The organism is Photobacterium sp. AWH4_225, assembly GCF_056158405.1.
Map to the genome: position 1 here is coordinate 2011537 of NZ_JBSWTF010000001.1, position 16675 is coordinate 2028211.

Genomic DNA, 16675 nt, shown 5'->3' on the forward strand with positions numbered 1-16675 from the left:
GGGCGTATAACCCAAATGATTCAATAAAAAAAGCCTCTTACGAGGCTTTATTTAATCAGTTTAGCTTTGTTCTATGGCAGGTTAGGACTTAAAGGACTCACGTATCCATCTGGCTTCAGAGCCAATAAATCACAATTCAGGCTATCAATGGTGTGCTCAGCGGTGTTACCAATAAAGACCGCAGATAATCCTGTGCGTCCTGTTGTACCCAAGATCACTAGCTCAGCATCGATATCTTCAGCCACCTGGGGAATAATATCTTCCGGTAGCCCTTCAAGCACATGTGTCTGCTCTTCAGGTAAGCCGTGCTTATGGCGTAGCGCCTTCATCGATTTGAGATGGTGTCCTCTGACTGCATCGGTATACGAAGCAGGATCAAACTCAGGTAATTCGATTGTGATGTTAACTGGTGTCGCAGGGTAGGCGTTGACCAAGTTAACTTCGGCCCCCAGTAAATCAGCAACAGATTTCGCTTCATCAACGATAGAGTCATTGAGTTTGTCGTGGGTTTCATCATCAGCGGCAAGATTAACACTAGCCAAGATTTTTCCGTTCTCAGGCCAACTATGATCTTTCACCATAAGTACCGGACACGGGCACTTACGCAACAGGTGCCAATCTGTCGGTGTGAAAATCACAGAGCCAATCTTATCGTGGTCATGAGTTGCTTTGATAATTAGGTCATGATGATTACTGAACACTTCGGCAATAATGGCTTCATAGGGCCGGTTGTGCCACACAACCGTCAACTGAATATTAAAACCATCATCGGTATAAGGACGAATCAAGTCTTTCAACCACTCTTCACGCTGCATAACGACACCACGACGCATCGCTTGCCTTTCATCGGCAGATAGCATGGATGTCATCTCATACGAGAAGTCATAGATTGCAAGGAAAAGGGTGATTTTTACATCATCGGAACGACGAGCAAGATGAATAGCGCGAGACAATGCTGGTTGATGATCCTGCGCCGGATCGGCAACAACGAGTATATTGCTGTATTTGGTCATAACTGCCCCCTTACACAAACCGTGTTGGCATCTAAACCAGTCTCTGTTCCCTCAAAGGAATGATATCTATCTGTCACTTTCGGGCAGAGAAACATTCAGAGTTATCTTACCAAAATCAGTTGCTTGTTATGTAAATGTCACAAAAAGCGTCTTTGGTTACTAATAACTTTAACGTAAAGGATAAGAATAGGGGAGTAACGGCGGGAAATTAATATAAAAAAAGTGATACGGCTCGCGTATCACTTTTTATAATCATTCACTTAGGCGATTCTGTTACGCAATAGTGTTTTTGTTCACACCAGCGAGCTTCGCAAGCTCTTCATGGTTGAGGATAGTAATGTACTTACCTTTAACACTTAGCATTTCAGACTTCTGGAAACGACCTAGCAAACGGCTGATAGTCTCAACGGTTAGGCCCAAGTAGTTACCAATGTCACCACGTGTCATTGTCAGGCGGAACTCACGAGGAGAGAAACCGCGCTGTGAAAAACGTAGAGACAAGTTGTACAGGAAGGCTGCTAGACGCTCTTCAGCGTTTTTCTTAGATAGCAGCAGAATCATTTCCTGGTCGCCTTTAATCTCATTACTCATCAGACGCATAATTTGCTGACGAAGTTTTGGCATTTTCCCTGACAGATCATCGAGAATTTCAAATGGAATCTCGCAAACCATTGATGTTTCCAAAGACTGAGCAAAACTCGGGTGCATCATTTCATTGATAGCATCAAAGCCAACCAAGTCACCGGCTAAGTGGAAAGCAGTGATCTGCTCATCACCTTGCTCGGTAATGGTGTAGCTCTTGATTGTACCCGAACGGATTGCGTACAGTGACTTCAGTTCATCACCCGCTTTAAAAAGCTCCTGTCCTTTCTGGATTGGCTTTTTGCGTTCGATAATTTGATCTAGCTGATCTAGCTCAGACTCATTCAACGTAAATGGAATACACAACTGACTGATGCTGCAATCCTGACAATGGATCGCACATCCGCCTGATTGGATACGTTTGGTTGTTAGTTTGTCTGATATCATAAGCCTGTCTAACCAATTTGATGTAGGTCAATATTTTAACATAATATGAATCATTATGACGAGTATTAAAAAAGCCTACATTATTTGTTTGATTGCGATATAACCAGTATGAACCCCGTAGGCCAATAACAGCAAGGCACTCGCTCTCTTAAAGTAAAGATTCTTAAGCCACTTCTGCAGTTGATTTGCCATAGAGCCCACCGCGATCATGGCAGGTAGGGTACCTAAACCAAAAGCTAACATCACACTAGCGCCTGATGTCGCACTGCCTGCAACTGCGGCCCAACTCAATGTGGAATACACTAAACCACATGGGAGCCACCCCCATAAAGCCCCGAAGGGAATAGCGGCGATAGGACTGCGTAACGGTAGTAGCTTTGTTGCCATTGGTGATAGAAAACGCCATAGGCCTTTACCTATCACTTCAATCTTACTCACACCGTGCCACCATTGGCCTATGTATAAAGCGAGTAAAATCATCATGGTAGCGGCAAGTAACCGTAATGATGCTAATGCCGTTACCTGGCTACCGTAGCTTGCAAGGTTGGCAAAAGCGCCACCGATAATCGCTCCGGCAATCATGTACGATGCGATTCGGCCAAGATTATATAACACTAAATATGGCCAACGGGAAGTGTGTTGGTTATTTTGTACGCCGAGGGTAATAGCAGCAGAAACCCCTCCACACATGCCCAGACAATGGCCAGCCCCCATCAAACCTATGATGAACGCCGCATAGAAATCAACGGTTACCATGGTTACCACTTATCTCATTCGCAGCGTGTTCATTCTGGTTTTCAGTCGGCTTTGACTCATCCTCATCGAACAGGATATCGTAGCCTTGGCGTTCAAGATCTTCAAACTGTTCAGTGCGAACAGCCCAAAGAAAAATCCCGACAGCTATACATACGAAGACAATCGCGATAGGGATTAACAAGTAAAGACTAGCCATTTTCTTTTAATAACCTTAAAGAATTTGAAACAACAATGATCGAACTACCGGACATACCAACAACAGCGATATAAGGTGCCACAAATCCGGCAACCGCAAGCGGTAGGATGATCAAATTGTACCCAAGCGCCCAAGCTAGGTTTTCCCGGATAATTTTACGCGTCTTTTGCGCCAGCTTTCTGGCACGTAGAATGCGAGATAGCTGGTCGCCCAGTAATACCATATCAGCCGATGACTTGGCTATATCAGTACCACCGCCCATGGCAACAGAAAGGTGTGAACCAGCGAGTACAGGAGCATCGTTTACACCGTCACCAATCATTAGGGCTACTTTGTCTTTGTCTAGGCTTCTGAGGTATTCCAACTTGCCTTCAGGAGAGACACCTGCTTCAAGGTGATCGACACCCAGTTTATCGGCTACCACCTGTGCGGATGCTGAATGGTCACCGGTCAGCATAGTGACTTGAATCCCCTCAGCCTGAAACTGCTTAATAAGCTCAGGGCTGTCTTCGCGAATAGGGTCTGCCAACATAAAGCTAGCTACGAGATCGCCGTTACAGCTCAACCATACCTGGAAACGGTTATCACAACCGGCAAGCAGTTGCTCTTTATTAGGATTCAGCGCTAAGACAAAGTCGGCTTTACCAATTCGCCACTCTTGACCATCAACTGTTCCAGCTAAACCACTACCAATCACATTCTCAACATCATTGAACAGCGGCTTTTCGTTTCGGTAAGCAGAAAAAGCTCGAGCGATAGGGTGATTGGCGAAGCGCTCAAGTTCTGCTGCAACTTCCAATGCTTTATCTTCAGAGTGGCCGTTGAAAGTCTGGGTTTTCACTAAGCGGATATTACCTTCAGTCAGCGTACCGGTTTTATCGATGACTAGCTGGTTAACATTACACAGAGTTTCCAGTACATGGCCGCGGCGCAAAAGGATCCCCAAACGACCTAGGCTGGAAGTCGAACACGTTAGCGCTGTTGGTGTAGCAAGGGATAGGGCACATGGACACGTTGCTACCAATACAGCCAGGGTGATCCACAATGCATCTTCTGGGCGGTGCTGATACCAGTAAAGCCAGGTGCCAGCTGAAATGATCAAAATGGCTGCAACAAAGTAACGGGCAACAATATCGGCAACCTCAGCCACCTTGGGCTTGGAGCTTTGTGCTTCATCTTGTAAGCGAACAATATTTGAAATCAGCGAGTTCTGGCGGTCTTTAGTTACCTTGAGCGTAATATGATGGTCACCATTAATCGTACCCGCAAAAACTGCATCACCCACGATTCTTGGTACAGGCATCGATTCACCCGTTACCATAGATTCATCAATGGACGTTTGGCCTTTTAAGATTTCACCGTCAGCAGGAAGGCTTTCACCTGGCAGCACTGTGACAACGTCACCCACTTTCAATGTTTTGGCAGCGACCTGTGAGCCGTCTTCCAATGTCGCCATTGCCGGGACCAGCTTTAGTAAGTTAGCACTGGCGGCAGCGGCATGGCGTCTTGCGCGCATTTCAAGAAAGCGACCAAGCAATAAAAAGAAAGCGAACATCGAAATCGACTCGAAGAACACTTCGCCTTTTTCCATTACTGTTGCATAAAGGCTTGCCACATAGGCAAATAACATAGCGATAGAAACGGGGACATCCATTCCTAATGTTTTTGCTCGCAGATTACGCCACGCATTAAGGTAGAATGGCAGTGCCGAGTAGAGCATGACGGGGGTGGCGAAGATTAAACTGACCCAGCGGAGGTAGTTTTTGAACTCGGCATCTAAGTCGCCAAAGATTTCAAAATACAGGGCGATTGCTAACATCATCACCTGCATTGTCGCAATACCTGCGATACCAAGGCGGTAGAGGTAGCCTTTCATCGTGCGGTGGTATTGCTGCTCTTGAGCATCAGCTTCAAAAGGGGCGGCTTTGTAGCCTAAACGGTGGATAACACTCAAAAGGTGACTGAGCTTAACAGTGTCTGGGTCCCAAGCTAAAAGTGCTCGGTGAGTCGTAGTGTTGACCTTGATGGATACAACGCCCGGTTCACGCTTCAGTTGTTTCTCGATTAGCCATGCACATGCGGCACAGGAAACACCGTCGAGTGATAGCGATGCTTCTTTGCAATTCTCGCTTTCACGGACAAATTCTTGTTGGATTTCATCGTGATCGTAGAGGAGGAGGGATTGCAGTTGTTGCGGTACCAAGTCCGCTTTTTCTGCAGGCGCAGTGCGGTACTCGTAATAAGAGGTGAGGCCACTATCCACAATGGTCTGCGCTACCGCTTCACAACCTGGGCAACACATTTCACGGATCTGGCCGAGAATTTCTACATGATGATGGCAATCCTGTGGAACAGGATCGCCGCAGTGGTAACAGTCTTTCGTCATTCCTTAATCTGCCCGTACAGCGAAATCGGGTCGGATGTTGGCAGGTTAACACGTCCTTGTAACATCCAGTCTCCATCAAACGGCTCTAACTCAACGAACCATGGACCTTCAATAACCTCTGGAGATTCAAAGCGATAAGTCCCTGATAAATCGGCGCTCACCATTTGAGTAAAATCTTTATTAGCTAGAGTACGGTGTGTGAATGTCACACGCAAATTTGGATAGTTATCTAGATCACCTTTATTGAAAAAAACGTTGATGTCTTTGTCACTAACAGCAACTTGCGCTTTCAGGTTCAAGGCATCGGCGACGCGAAGGCGGGATAGGTCGAGGTTAATCGCCTTACCTTTCTTATAATAGTCTTCAGCGACTAGGTCGACTTTGTTCTGAGAGAAGATATAGACAGCTGTCAGGCTATAAACAATTGAAGTAGCAGGGATGGCAAAAACGAACCATGGCCAGAACTGCTTATACCAAGGTTTACCCATATTGATTACCTATGTCGCTTAGAGGGGTTTAGCCCCTGAAGATAACAGGGGCTAGTCGTTAAGTCTCAGATATTTGTACAAATTATTTGAACAAATTGTAACTGAGTGTTGTTTGAGTTGTTACTTTGATGTGTCTTGGCTTAGGTTCCAAACGTAGGCCGAAATAACCTGAACTTTCTCTTCGCCCAGAATATCTTTCCACGCAGGCATCACACCTTGGCGGCCGTGAGCAATCGTAGCTTCCACAGCGCGGCGTGAACCACCGTATAGCCATGTATTGTCAGTTAGATCAGGCGCACCAAATGCTGGGTTACCTTTACCATCTGTACCATGACAAGCCGCACAAACGACAAACTTCTGCTTACCAGCCGCAGCTTCTTTGGCATTGACACTACGTCCAGACATACTTAGCACATAGCTAGCTACTTCAGTCACACCGTCTTTACCAAGTGTATCAATCCAACCTGGCATCACACCTTGGCGACCTTCCATAATGGTTGTCTTGATCGCTTCGGCCTCACCGCCGTACAACCAAGCACCATCTGTCAGGTTAGGGTAGCCAAGCTGACCACGGGCATCCGAGCCATGACACTGCGCACAGTTCTGCAAGAACAAGCGCTGGCCGACTTTAATTGCTTCTTCACTTTCAGCGATCTGAGTGATTGGCAGTAGCGTGTTACCTGAAGCATCGTAGGCCAAAGTCTTGAATGTTTCACCAAAGCGCGCCTGGGCGTCATCCAACTCTTTTGCATACTGGTTCAAACGCTGTTCTTTCTGGGCATTGGCAATCGCCAACTTGGATTCCTCGATTGAACGAACGGTTTGATCAGAACTTGTCCAGCCTAAGAAGCCTTTGTAATTACCTAAACCAGGGAATAGGAAAAGGTAAAGTAGGCCGAAAATAATGGTGCCCCAGAACATGTAGGACCACCATTTAGGCAGCGGGTTGTTGATCTCACGAATACCGTCGTACTCGTGACCCATATCCTCACCTTCTTCAACACCCATTTTGTCCTTGCTACACCATATTAGTAGGGCAGCAATACCAGTTAGGGTACCCAGCGTGATGATTGTTATCCATAGACTCCAAAACGTAGTCATGTTTCCTAACTCCTGTCATTCTCACGCGTTGCCGAATCTTGCTCTTCATCTGCAAAAACAAGATTTGCAGCTTCATCGAAACGAGATTTTTGGCGTTTACTGTAAGCCCAAAGGACAATACCAATAAAGCTACCGAACAAAATCAATGTCCAAATGCTATGAATGGTTCCAATATCCATGGTGCCCCCTTATTTCATTGCGTGACCGAGTGACTGGAGGTAAGCAATGATTGCGTCCATCTCAGTCTTGCCTTTCACTTCTTCGCCAGCGTTAGCCACTTGCTCATCGGTATAAGGCACTCCGAATTGGTTCTTGAATATTGCAAGCTTCTTAGAGGTCAACTTGCCGTCCAACACGTTTTCTTCAAGCCATGGGAAACCAGGCATGTTTGACTCAGGAACCACGGCACGCGGATCACGAAGGTGAACGCGGTGCCAGTCATCTGAATAACGGCCGCCAACACGAGCTAGATCAGGACCAGTACGTTTTGAGCCCCATAGGAATGGGTGTTCCCAAACACTTTCGCCAGCTACAGAGTAGTGGCCATAGCGCTCAGTTTCAGAACGGAATGGGCGGATCATCTGGCTGTGACAAACGTTACAACCTTCACGGATGTAAATATCACGGCCTTCCATTTCCAAAGCGGTATATGGACGAAGGTTCTCAACCGGCTCAGTCGTTTGGTCTTGGTAAAGCAATGGAGTGATTTCTACCAAGGCGCCAAAACTGATCGCAATCACGATAAGGATTGCAAGAAGGCCGACATTTTTTTCTACGATTTCATGACGATTATTAGCCATTGTCGGAACTCCTTATGCTGGTTGCTCTGCGGCTTTCAGGCTTTCTTTTGGCGCAAGAATTGTCTTGTACGCGTTGTATGCCATTAGGAACATACCTGCCAAGAAGATTGCACCGCCTACAAAGCGAACAAAGTAGAATGGGTAAGAAGCCTGTAGTGACTCAACAAAGCTGTAAGTCAACGTACCGTCGGTGTTCACCGCTCGCCACATCAGACCTTGCATTACGCCAGAGATCCACATCGCAACGATGTAAAGAACCGTACCGATTGTTGCTAGCCAGAAGTGAACGTTAATCAATTTGATTGAGTACATACGCTCTTGGCCGAACAATTTAGGGATCAAGTGGTATACCGCACCGATAGAAACCATCGCTACCCAACCTAGTGCACCAGAGTGAACGTGACCGATAGTCCAGTCGGTATAGTGAGAAAGGGCATTAACCGTCTTGATTGACATCATTGGGCCTTCGAAGGTCGACATGCCGTAGAACGACAGAGATACAACCAGGAAGCGAAGGATAGGGTCATAACGCAGTTTGTGCCAAGCACCAGATAGCGTCATGATACCGTTGATCATACCACCCCAAGACGGAGCAAATAGGATCAAAGACATCACCATACCCAGAGACTGAGTCCAGTCAGGTAGAGCGGTGTAATGAAGGTGGTGAGGGCCTGCCCAGATGTATAGAGATACTAGCGCCCAGAAGTGAACGATAGACAGACGGTATGAGTAAACAGGACGTCCTGCTTGCTTAGGTACAAAGTAGTACATCATCCCCAAGAAGCCCGCTGTTAGCAGGAAGCCAACCGCGTTATGCCCGTACCACCATTGGATCATGGCATCAACAGCACCGGAGTAAACCGAATACGATTTAGTCATCGATACTGGGATAGCCATACTGTTCACAATGTGCAGAACGGCAACGGTTAGGATGAAGGCACCAAAGAACCAGTTAGCCACATAGATATGTGACGTGTTTCTTTTAATCATTGTACCGAAGAAGACGATGGCATAGGCAACCCAGACAACCGCAATGGCGATATCAATCGGCCACTCCAGCTCTGCGTATTCTTTACCAGAAGTCCAACCTAACGGCAGCGAAATCGCCGCTGATAGAATGATAGCTTGCCAGCCCCAGAAGGTGAACGACGCTAATTTCCCACCGAAAAGTCTTGTTTGACACGTACGTTGTACTACGTAGTAAGACGTAGCAAATAGCGCACTGGTACCGAATGCGAAAATCACTGCATTTGTGTGCAATGGTCGTAAACGGCTATATGTCAACCAAGGAAGGTCGAAGTTTAGTGCCGGCCATACCAGCTGAGCGGCAATCAATACACCAACGCCCATTCCGACAATTCCCCATAGGATAGTAACCAAGGTGAATTGACGAACGACCGTATAGTTGTAGTTTTGTTCAAGCTGCTTTACTTGGCTCATGTTGCATGCTTCCAATTTTAATTGTTCAACTACACTCTTTTTCCTTGTGCGAACAACAAGTTGTCGCAATGCCACCCAAAGCTTCAATAATCACTGTGTTGTTTTTTTAAACACCCCAGTAATTAAATTGCTATTTTGTTGTAAAAGTGGCATTTTCAGTGCCATATACTACTTTAGATAACTAATGATTGACAGGGTCAAGCCCACACAATGTTTACGGTTAAGCAACATTTATGTGAAAACTTTGACCTCTGTAACATGGGAAGCACGTAAAATCATGGCTGCAGAAAAGCTCACCAAAGGTAGATTAATCCAAATTCTTTTTCTTTTGGCTGTATTGATCACAGCATTTGTATGGAGAACAGTCACCTATAAGAATGAACAAGCTGAAAATAATACTGCAACAACATGCCAATTATCAGCAGAAAAATGCCTTTTAAATGAAAGCGGTAAACTGTTAAATATCGCCTTAACGCCGTATCCTGCAAAAGCAAACCAAGAGTTAACGATACAAATTGATAACAGAGATGTTAAACCGGAGGCCTCTGTAGAAGGGGTCAGCATGTATATGGGAACCATTCCTGTTACTTTTGAAGAAACATCAGAGGGTTGGCTAGGACGCTTTACTGTCCCTGAGTGCATGCACGATGAAATGGAGTGGGCAGTAAATATCGAGCAGGGTGATAAAAAGATAATTGCAACTTTTCTGGTGAAAAAACAAGCAGAATAAGCAAGTTACATACGTACAATATAAATTATAGGGTTTAGGCCGCTAAACCCTATAATTCCATCAAATTACTAAGTGATTTGTTAACTAGAATAAACCTAGTTTCTGAGTGGGTTACTCACTGTAAATCATTTTTTTTGTCATACCACCGTCTATCACGAAGTTCTGACCAGTGATAAATCCCGCCTCTTTTGAAATTAAATACCCGACCATAGAGGCAATATCATCGACATTTCCGACACGGCCAACAGGGTGTTGCAGATGATCTACCTCACGTAGTACCTCATCAGAGGTGTGGATCCATCCTGGAGAAATACAATTTACCCGCACCTCGGGGCCTAAACTACTCGCTAAGGCATGTGTTAAAGAAACGATACCACCTTTACTCGCGCTATAAGCTTCAGTATTTTTTTCGGACTGTAAGTAGCGGGTAGAAGCAATATTTACAATGCACCCATTTGTCTCTTTAAGTAATGGCAACGTATGTTTTGCCATCAACATAGGAGCTGTTAAATTAACAGCCAGCGCTTTATTCCAGTCATAAATATCTAGCTCATGCAGTGGGGCGTTATACGGATCAGCGATCGCAGCGTTATTAATAACTGCGTCCAATCTTCCATGCTGATACTTTATCTCTTCGATTAGCGAGATAATCTGTTGTTCATTGGTCACATCAAGCTGCTTGAAGCGAACTAACGGGTTCTCTGAGACCAGTTCAAACCCGGCATTTTCATCAATATCGGCTGCAATAACTAACATACCTTTTGACAGGTAGTGGGCTATTCCTTTACCTATCCCATTAGCCCCGCCAGTGACCAGTACTACTTTGTTTTCCATCGTTCCCTCATCATCCGTACAACTTGAGATCTTATCCCCAAATATCATCAAAACAGATAGGGATATATCTATCATTAGCGGTCATTACGTCCATAACTTTAATTAATTACAATAAAAAAGCAGACACTCGATCTGATGCATGTAAGAATACCATTAAGCAGTTTCAAGAGGCCGCAATTCCATTTTGTCATTTCCCTAAGCCAAATACAGGATTTGCATGCCAAGGCGTTATCTTGAGCTCAAAAACGTATAAGTAACAATTCAAATTAATCGATAGAAAAATTCCCCATGGATATCGCTACAAGCTTTTCTTCACAGGCAACAGCATCTGATGCTATTCAAGAAGCCATCACTCAACTACAAGCAAAGCTTGCTAACCCTAAACTGATCCTTGTTTACTTTTCAGAAAAATATGACGTTGTCACTTTTCAAGATGCATTAGCTGTCGCATTTCCTAATGCACAAGTTCTAGGATGCACATCCTGCCAAGGTGTGATGACAGAAGGTGGTTATCACCATGGTTTAGGTGTCGCACTATGGGCTATATCCGATTTTCACGGAGCATATGGCACTGCGATTGTCGCGACCAACAATTCAAAATATGACATGGCACGGCAAGCCTTATTAAAGGCAATCGCCAACAGTGGGCGTTCCGGTGAATTACCTGCGTTAATTGTATTGCATGCAAGCCCTGGGCATGAAGAAGAAGTCATCAAAGGTATTGAAGATGAGTTATGCACGTCGGTACCCATCATAGGTGGTAGTGCTGCAGATGATAATATCCAAGGGAACTGGAAGATTTTCACCAAAGAACAGCATACTCAAGAAGGCGTTGGTATAAGTGTCATTTACCCATCTTGCCACATCAGCTATTCCTTTCATTCGGGTTATGCCAGCACTGGATTATCGGCTAAAGCGACAAAAGTCGAGGGTAGGGAGCTGATTGAACTTGATGGGAAACCAGCAATAGAAGTTTATCAAAGCTGGATGAATCAGTCGTTGAAAGACGCTGAAAATATCATTAATAACAGCAGCTTAAACCCGTTAGGTCGTGTTGCAGGGGTCGTGCATGACCTACCGTATTTTAAATTGGCGCATCCACTAAAAACCACAGAGCGTGGTGGTATTACCTTGTTTGCCAAAGTCGAAGTAGGAGAGACCCTTTACTTCATGCAAGGTACAGAAGAACGCTTGATTACCCGGGCTGGTCGGGTGGTCAATGCGGCAACAAATATTTATGCCAACGAATCTCACCTCAACCCAATAGGTGGGATCACTATATATTGTGCAGGCTGTATGCTCAGAGTGCAGCACCGAATGGAAGAAGTGGCACAGTATGTTAAAAGCGCCATGCAAACTGCTCCTTTTGTTGGACCCTTTACATTTGGAGAGCAGGGGCAGTTTGTGGGTGGCGAGAATGCCCATGGTAATTTAATGATTTCAGCTGTTTTGTTTCATAAGGATTAAGCAATGGCTAATTATGAATCTGAAAAACTACAAGAAACATTGCTTGATTTACTGCGGACAAGAGAACGTGAAAAGCAATTACGCGATGAAAATACTGCGATTTTAGCCGGTATTGCCGCAATGGCTGGCGCCAACAATAAGCGCCAAGTATTCAACAGCTTACTTTCAGTATTGCGGAAGTATATCGGCTTTGAGCATGCATTGGTTCTCACCAGAGAAGATGAAACAGCGCCTTTGCAGGAACTGGTAACAACGTGCCGTTTTTTTGAGTCCAGTATTTGGCCGATCGGTAATACATTTATCCGTTCGATGAACGGAGACAGCATCGCGCTTTATGATCCAAGCCAGGTATCTGAATTCCAAGAACTCTCGCCAGAGATGGTGCCGTTTTGCCAATCTGTCTTGTTAACAGGGGTAAAGGTGAGTTCTGGCGATGCGTTATTGCTGTTTTTCCATTCAGAGAAAGGGCAGTTCACGCCAAATTGCCGCAGGGTTTTGGAACGATTCAGACCACTGCTTGAGCGCGCAATTATCGATATCGACTATCGTGAACGTCTTCAGTCGTTAGTAACAGCACGAACTCAAGAACTAACACATAGCCAGCAACGCTTCAAAGACTTCGCAAAAACAGTCGGTGATTGGTTCTGGGAAGTCGATACCGATTATCGCTTTACTTACATATCATCACCTAACCTAACCAACCATACCGTAGATAGTAACTGTATCCTCGATATATTTGGTGAAGCTGACGAACATCGACAGAAACTGAAGACCATCTTTGAAAAGCAAATCGCTTTTGAAGATCTTGAGTGGCAGCTACCCGATGATGAAGGTGGACTTTGGATCAGCCTTAGTGGCACACCGTATTTCAACAAGCAAGGGCACTTGCTTGGTTATCGTGGTACAGCCAAAGATATCACCAGCAGAAAACGCCAGATTGAAGAGATAAAGAAGGCAAGACGACAAGCAGAAGATGCCAACAAAGCAAAATCTGAATTTCTTGCCATGATGAGCCATGAAATTCGTACGCCACTTAACGCCGTGCTCGGCTTGCTTGACATGCTTGGCGACTCTGGGCTTGATAACAAACAGCAGGGCTGGATCAATCAAATGGACCAGTCGGCACAATTATTGCTGACTATCATTAACGACATTCTTGATTTGTCCCGTATTGAATCAACCAGTTTTGAGCTGTTTAATAGCCAGATCCGATTATCTGATTGTATCGATCTCGTCGTCACACAGTTGGATGAGCAAGCGAAAAAGAAAGGGATTCAGCTAAGCAGCCACATCCAAAGTGATGTTCCAGAACAGATCATTGGTGATAAAAACCGAATTTCTCAGGTGCTGTTTAATCTTGTAGGTAATGCGATCAAATTTACCAATGACGGTTCAGTGTCCGTTGATGTAAGTCGCACGGAAAACAAACTGTATTTGAAAATTCGTGATACCGGCATCGGCATTTCACCAGAAGCACAGAGACAACTATTCAAACCGTTCAAGCAGGCCGACGGCAGTATTACGCGTAAATATGGTGGTACCGGTTTGGGGCTAGCGATAAGCCAGCATTTGATCACTAAGATGCAAGGTGAAATTCAATTGGAAAGCCAGTTGGATGTTGGCAGCTGCTTTACCGTGATTTTGCCATTGGACAGCATTGAAATTGCCGATCAAGAAACTGAAGTGCCAGTTGTCGATGTTGAGCATTTGCCAAAGCTAAGCATTCTTGTAGCGGAAGACAGCCCAACAAACCAGTTGGTGGCAAAACTGATGCTAGAGAAACGTGGCCATAAGGTAAAGATTGCTAATAACGGCCAGGAAGTGTTGGATATTGATGAGAGCAGATTTAACGAACTCGATATTATTCTCATGGATATCTCGATGCCAATAATGGATGGCATTAGCGCCACGAAGACATTACGAGAGAATGGCAAAAAGGTTCCAATCATCGCATTAACCGCTAATGTGATGAAATCAGATCAGCTGGCTTACTTTGAAGCCGGCATGGATGACTTCATCGCCAAACCGATCATTGCAGATGAACTCGATAAGATTCTCGCGAAATATCAAATGTTGATAGCCAACAAACCGTAGCCATCAAGAACGAACCAAAAACCGCCGAGCTTTAAAAGCTCGGCGGTTTTTCTTTAGGCTTGATGAAATCAAGCCTAGTAATTAACACCATGTTTTGAAGTACCAGGCAAACTGACCATTTGCAGCAGGACTTAAAAATAGGTGTTAATTACCTATTTTATGGTAAATAACCAATACTGTTAAATTGTACAGTACTTTGAAAGAGATCATCACTGGAAGAAAAGGAGGGGAAAGTGATACATAGCCATACCCGAGAAAACATGGGTTTATGGATACCTTATTTAACATAAGGTACATAATGCGCACTGAAGGGTGTTTTATTAACATAGTTTGGCAGTTATTTGTGGCTTATGGGTCAAGCCAGAAACGTCTACTTTTGGAGGCTTAAAATGTCTTGGAAACAGTTAGTTAAATTGAAACGCGCACCTTTTTATCTCTCACACAATCACTTAGCGTCTTGTGCCTACAAACGTTTGGTTAAGTCCGATATTTTGTTGTTGGCTACGTTTATCGGTGCTGCCTATTAAACCGCGTTTGATTAATCGAAAAGAACTTTCAATAAACGATAATTTTGCGAGGCACATCATGCTGCATGAATCCTTCGTCAAGCTGTTCTGGCGCCATTTCGACAACATCGCTGAAGCTTCAGCGTGGTTTCACGTCCGTCCCATTACTGTCAAGCGTTGGTTATCCGGCCAAATCGACGTTAACCCCATGGCCGAAAAACTCCTGATAATCCGAGCCCGTGGCTATCTGCCCGATGATACCCGCTGGCGTGGTTTTCGGGTTGATGATGATCGCTGCATCATCATTACTCCCGAGGGTCGCCAATTCAGCCCCAAAGAACTCGACTCTTGGGCACTCCGTTTTGATGAGTACCACGCGTTAAAGCGGCTCTATGAATTGGATTATGTGCCCGTCCGTTCCAACGTGGTTACCCAGCTGCCATTTCGTGGCGGCCGACGACTCAAGCAACCAATGCACGAGACTGTCAGCAAAGACAGAAAGAAAAAGTACCGGAGTATTCAAACCAAGCACGCAGCTAAGAAGTAAGCTCCCTAGCCTTTACTGTTTAATCCGTTAACTGACTCTAAACTAATAAGTTATTTCGTTTCCAAGCTGTGCATCATTTGCATACTTGGAACCTCAATTACACGTTCAAGGATGATCCGATGAAAAAAATATTTGTAATGTTGCTTACTGTCTTAATCACGGCTTGCGGCGGCGGTTCTGGTTCTTCTGGTGAAGCAAATACTGCAGGTACAGAATCAAGTACAAAATTTGATGGCCTATTTCAATCTGGTGAAGCTGTCATGCTGGTTGATAAAGCTAATGCAGGAAAAGTACTTATCTCAGATGGCACGGCCATTTTGTACTTCGACAATATCTATACGCTTGCCAATGAGCTGAGATTAACCGGTGTTGCCGCTATTGCTGATGGTTTCTACTTTCACGAACCCAGTCAGATCGTCAGCATTTACTACGAAGCTGATATTGCTACAGTTTCAACAACAATCAACGGCGAACCGTTTGTTTACTCGTTCGAACGACAAACCGATAAACTTGAATCGCTGGATAGCCTTGTGGGTACATTTACTGATCCTATGACTGGCGAATCTTGGTCACTGGATAGCGCTGCGAACCTAACAATCAATGCTGATTGCACTCTATCAGGCAAGTTGATCAATAAAGTGTCGTTCTATCATACGGTCGATGTTGATGCTTCGGGGTGTTCTGACTCAGGCTTTGATGGAAGTTATGAAGGTATGGCGTTTAATGTAACCGTGGACAGCACCAAATACTTAGCAGGTTTCATCTATAACGATGACAAAGAAGCCTATATGTGGGGCTCTGTTCCTCTAAACTAAGAAAAATTTAAAGCCCGCACAAATGCGGGCTTCAATTTACCAAAATCAACGTTGTTCATCATTCTGCCATTCTAGCTTCAAGATACGTTTTTCATGATGCGATATCATTTTTTTTAGTTCGGTTAAAACAGCCTCATGTGCCTTAACTGATCGGAATAACAGATAGCAGATGATTAACGTGGGCGGATTAACGCCGAGCTCAGTGAACAGTTTTAGCAGCTCTCCCAAATAAGCCCCCTAACCTTTTTCACGGCGAACCGTATCGAATAGGCCGATAAGCATGGCGGCAATGACCGGAATTGTACCGCCCAATTGCGCACCGGTATCACCAATTGTCACCGTCACCAGTTCGCTATTGCCCGTCAGTAATCCCGCAGCGGCACTGCCGAGAAGCATCAAACCTGTTTTGGTACTGGACTGTTTCAAATCAATCATAGCCATCCTTTTTTACGTAGAAATTTGAGTGTATAGGC

The 16675-nt window shown here is 44.9% G+C and carries 17 protein-coding genes; 5 read left to right on the top strand and 12 right to left on the bottom strand.

Annotation, left to right across the window (positions count from 1 at the left end; all coding sequences use genetic code 11):
* Nucleotides 1-71: 71 nt before the first annotated feature.
* The 10 genes from uspE to ccoN form a co-directional block, all read right to left on the bottom strand.
* Nucleotides 72-1013: a universal stress protein UspE gene (uspE, locus tag ACXAD4_RS09580; protein WP_475240950.1), complete on the bottom strand. Its 942-nt coding sequence runs from the start codon at nt 1011-1013 to the stop codon at nt 72-74.
* A 273-nt stretch (nt 1014-1286) separates the two neighbouring features.
* On the bottom strand, nt 1287-2042 hold the full coding sequence (locus tag ACXAD4_RS09585; protein ID WP_039461230.1) for an FNR family transcription factor: 756 nt from the start codon (nt 2040-2042) through the stop codon (nt 1287-1289).
* A 75-nt stretch (nt 2043-2117) separates the two neighbouring features.
* Nucleotides 2118-2798 (bottom strand): sulfite exporter TauE/SafE family protein, encoded by a 681-nt coding sequence (locus tag ACXAD4_RS09590; RefSeq protein ID WP_475240953.1) that lies wholly within the window; start codon nt 2796-2798, stop codon nt 2118-2120.
* Nucleotides 2785-2994, bottom strand: a complete 210-nt coding sequence (ccoS, locus tag ACXAD4_RS09595) for a cbb3-type cytochrome oxidase assembly protein CcoS (protein WP_475240955.1) — start codon at nt 2992-2994, stop codon at nt 2785-2787. The genes ACXAD4_RS09590 and ccoS overlap by 14 nt, the downstream gene beginning before the upstream one ends.
* Nucleotides 2987-5380, bottom strand: a complete 2394-nt coding sequence (locus ACXAD4_RS09600) for a heavy metal translocating P-type ATPase (RefSeq protein WP_475240957.1) — start codon at nt 5378-5380, stop codon at nt 2987-2989. The genes ccoS and ACXAD4_RS09600 overlap by 8 nt, the downstream gene beginning before the upstream one ends.
* Nucleotides 5377-5868, bottom strand: a complete 492-nt coding sequence (locus ACXAD4_RS09605; protein WP_039461225.1) for a FixH family protein — start codon at nt 5866-5868, stop codon at nt 5377-5379. Before ACXAD4_RS09605 ends, ACXAD4_RS09600 begins: the two co-directional genes overlap by 4 nt.
* A gap of 120 nt (nt 5869-5988) precedes the next feature.
* Nucleotides 5989-6969: a cytochrome-c oxidase, cbb3-type subunit III gene (gene ccoP, locus ACXAD4_RS09610; protein WP_475240960.1), complete on the bottom strand. Its 981-nt coding sequence runs from the start codon at nt 6967-6969 to the stop codon at nt 5989-5991.
* A gap of 5 nt (nt 6970-6974) precedes the next feature.
* Nucleotides 6975-7148 carry a cbb3-type cytochrome oxidase subunit 3 gene (locus tag ACXAD4_RS09615; RefSeq protein WP_317521525.1) on the bottom strand — a complete coding sequence of 58 codons (174 nt, stop codon included), beginning with the start codon at nt 7146-7148 and terminating at the stop codon, nt 6975-6977.
* 9 nt (nt 7149-7157) lie between these two features.
* The gene (gene ccoO / locus ACXAD4_RS09620; protein ID WP_281024712.1) at nt 7158-7769 is read right to left on the bottom strand and encodes a cytochrome-c oxidase, cbb3-type subunit II; all 612 of its coding nucleotides are present in this window, start codon (nt 7767-7769) and stop codon (nt 7158-7160) included.
* A 12-nt stretch (nt 7770-7781) separates the two neighbouring features.
* Complete coding sequence (ccoN, locus tag ACXAD4_RS09625) at nt 7782-9209, bottom strand: cytochrome-c oxidase, cbb3-type subunit I (protein WP_107298148.1); 1428 nt, start codon at nt 9207-9209, stop codon at nt 7782-7784.
* 235 nt (nt 9210-9444) lie between these two features.
* Here ccoN and ACXAD4_RS09630 point away from each other — a divergent pair, with 235 nt between their 5' ends.
* Nucleotides 9445-9939, top strand: a complete 495-nt coding sequence (locus ACXAD4_RS09630) for a hypothetical protein (protein ID WP_475240963.1) — start codon at nt 9445-9447, stop codon at nt 9937-9939.
* A 111-nt stretch (nt 9940-10050) separates the two neighbouring features.
* Here ACXAD4_RS09630 and ACXAD4_RS09635 read toward each other — a convergent pair whose 3' ends face one another.
* Complete coding sequence (locus ACXAD4_RS09635; protein WP_317521530.1) at nt 10051-10773, bottom strand: SDR family oxidoreductase; 723 nt, start codon at nt 10771-10773, stop codon at nt 10051-10053.
* Between the two features lie 288 nt (nt 10774-11061).
* On the opposite strand from ACXAD4_RS09635, the gene ACXAD4_RS09640 reads away from it, so the two are divergent.
* From ACXAD4_RS09640 to ACXAD4_RS09655, 4 genes are all read left to right on the top strand, one after another.
* Nucleotides 11062-12240 carry an FIST signal transduction protein gene (locus tag ACXAD4_RS09640; protein WP_475240964.1) on the top strand — a complete coding sequence of 393 codons (1179 nt, stop codon included), beginning with the start codon at nt 11062-11064 and terminating at the stop codon, nt 12238-12240.
* Nucleotides 12241-12243: 3 nt separating this feature from the next.
* Nucleotides 12244-14334 carry an ATP-binding protein gene (locus ACXAD4_RS09645; protein ID WP_475240966.1) on the top strand — a complete coding sequence of 697 codons (2091 nt, stop codon included), beginning with the start codon at nt 12244-12246 and terminating at the stop codon, nt 14332-14334.
* A 585-nt stretch (nt 14335-14919) separates the two neighbouring features.
* Complete coding sequence (locus ACXAD4_RS09650) at nt 14920-15387, top strand: phage protein (protein WP_475240968.1); 468 nt, start codon at nt 14920-14922, stop codon at nt 15385-15387.
* A gap of 119 nt (nt 15388-15506) precedes the next feature.
* The gene (locus tag ACXAD4_RS09655) at nt 15507-16202 is read left to right on the top strand and encodes a hypothetical protein (protein WP_475240970.1); all 696 of its coding nucleotides are present in this window, start codon (nt 15507-15509) and stop codon (nt 16200-16202) included.
* A gap of 237 nt (nt 16203-16439) precedes the next feature.
* On the opposite strand, the gene ACXAD4_RS09660 is transcribed toward ACXAD4_RS09655, so the two are convergent.
* The gene (locus ACXAD4_RS09660) at nt 16440-16637 is read right to left on the bottom strand and encodes a hypothetical protein (RefSeq protein WP_475240971.1); all 198 of its coding nucleotides are present in this window, start codon (nt 16635-16637) and stop codon (nt 16440-16442) included.
* Nucleotides 16638-16675 lie beyond the last annotated feature (38 nt).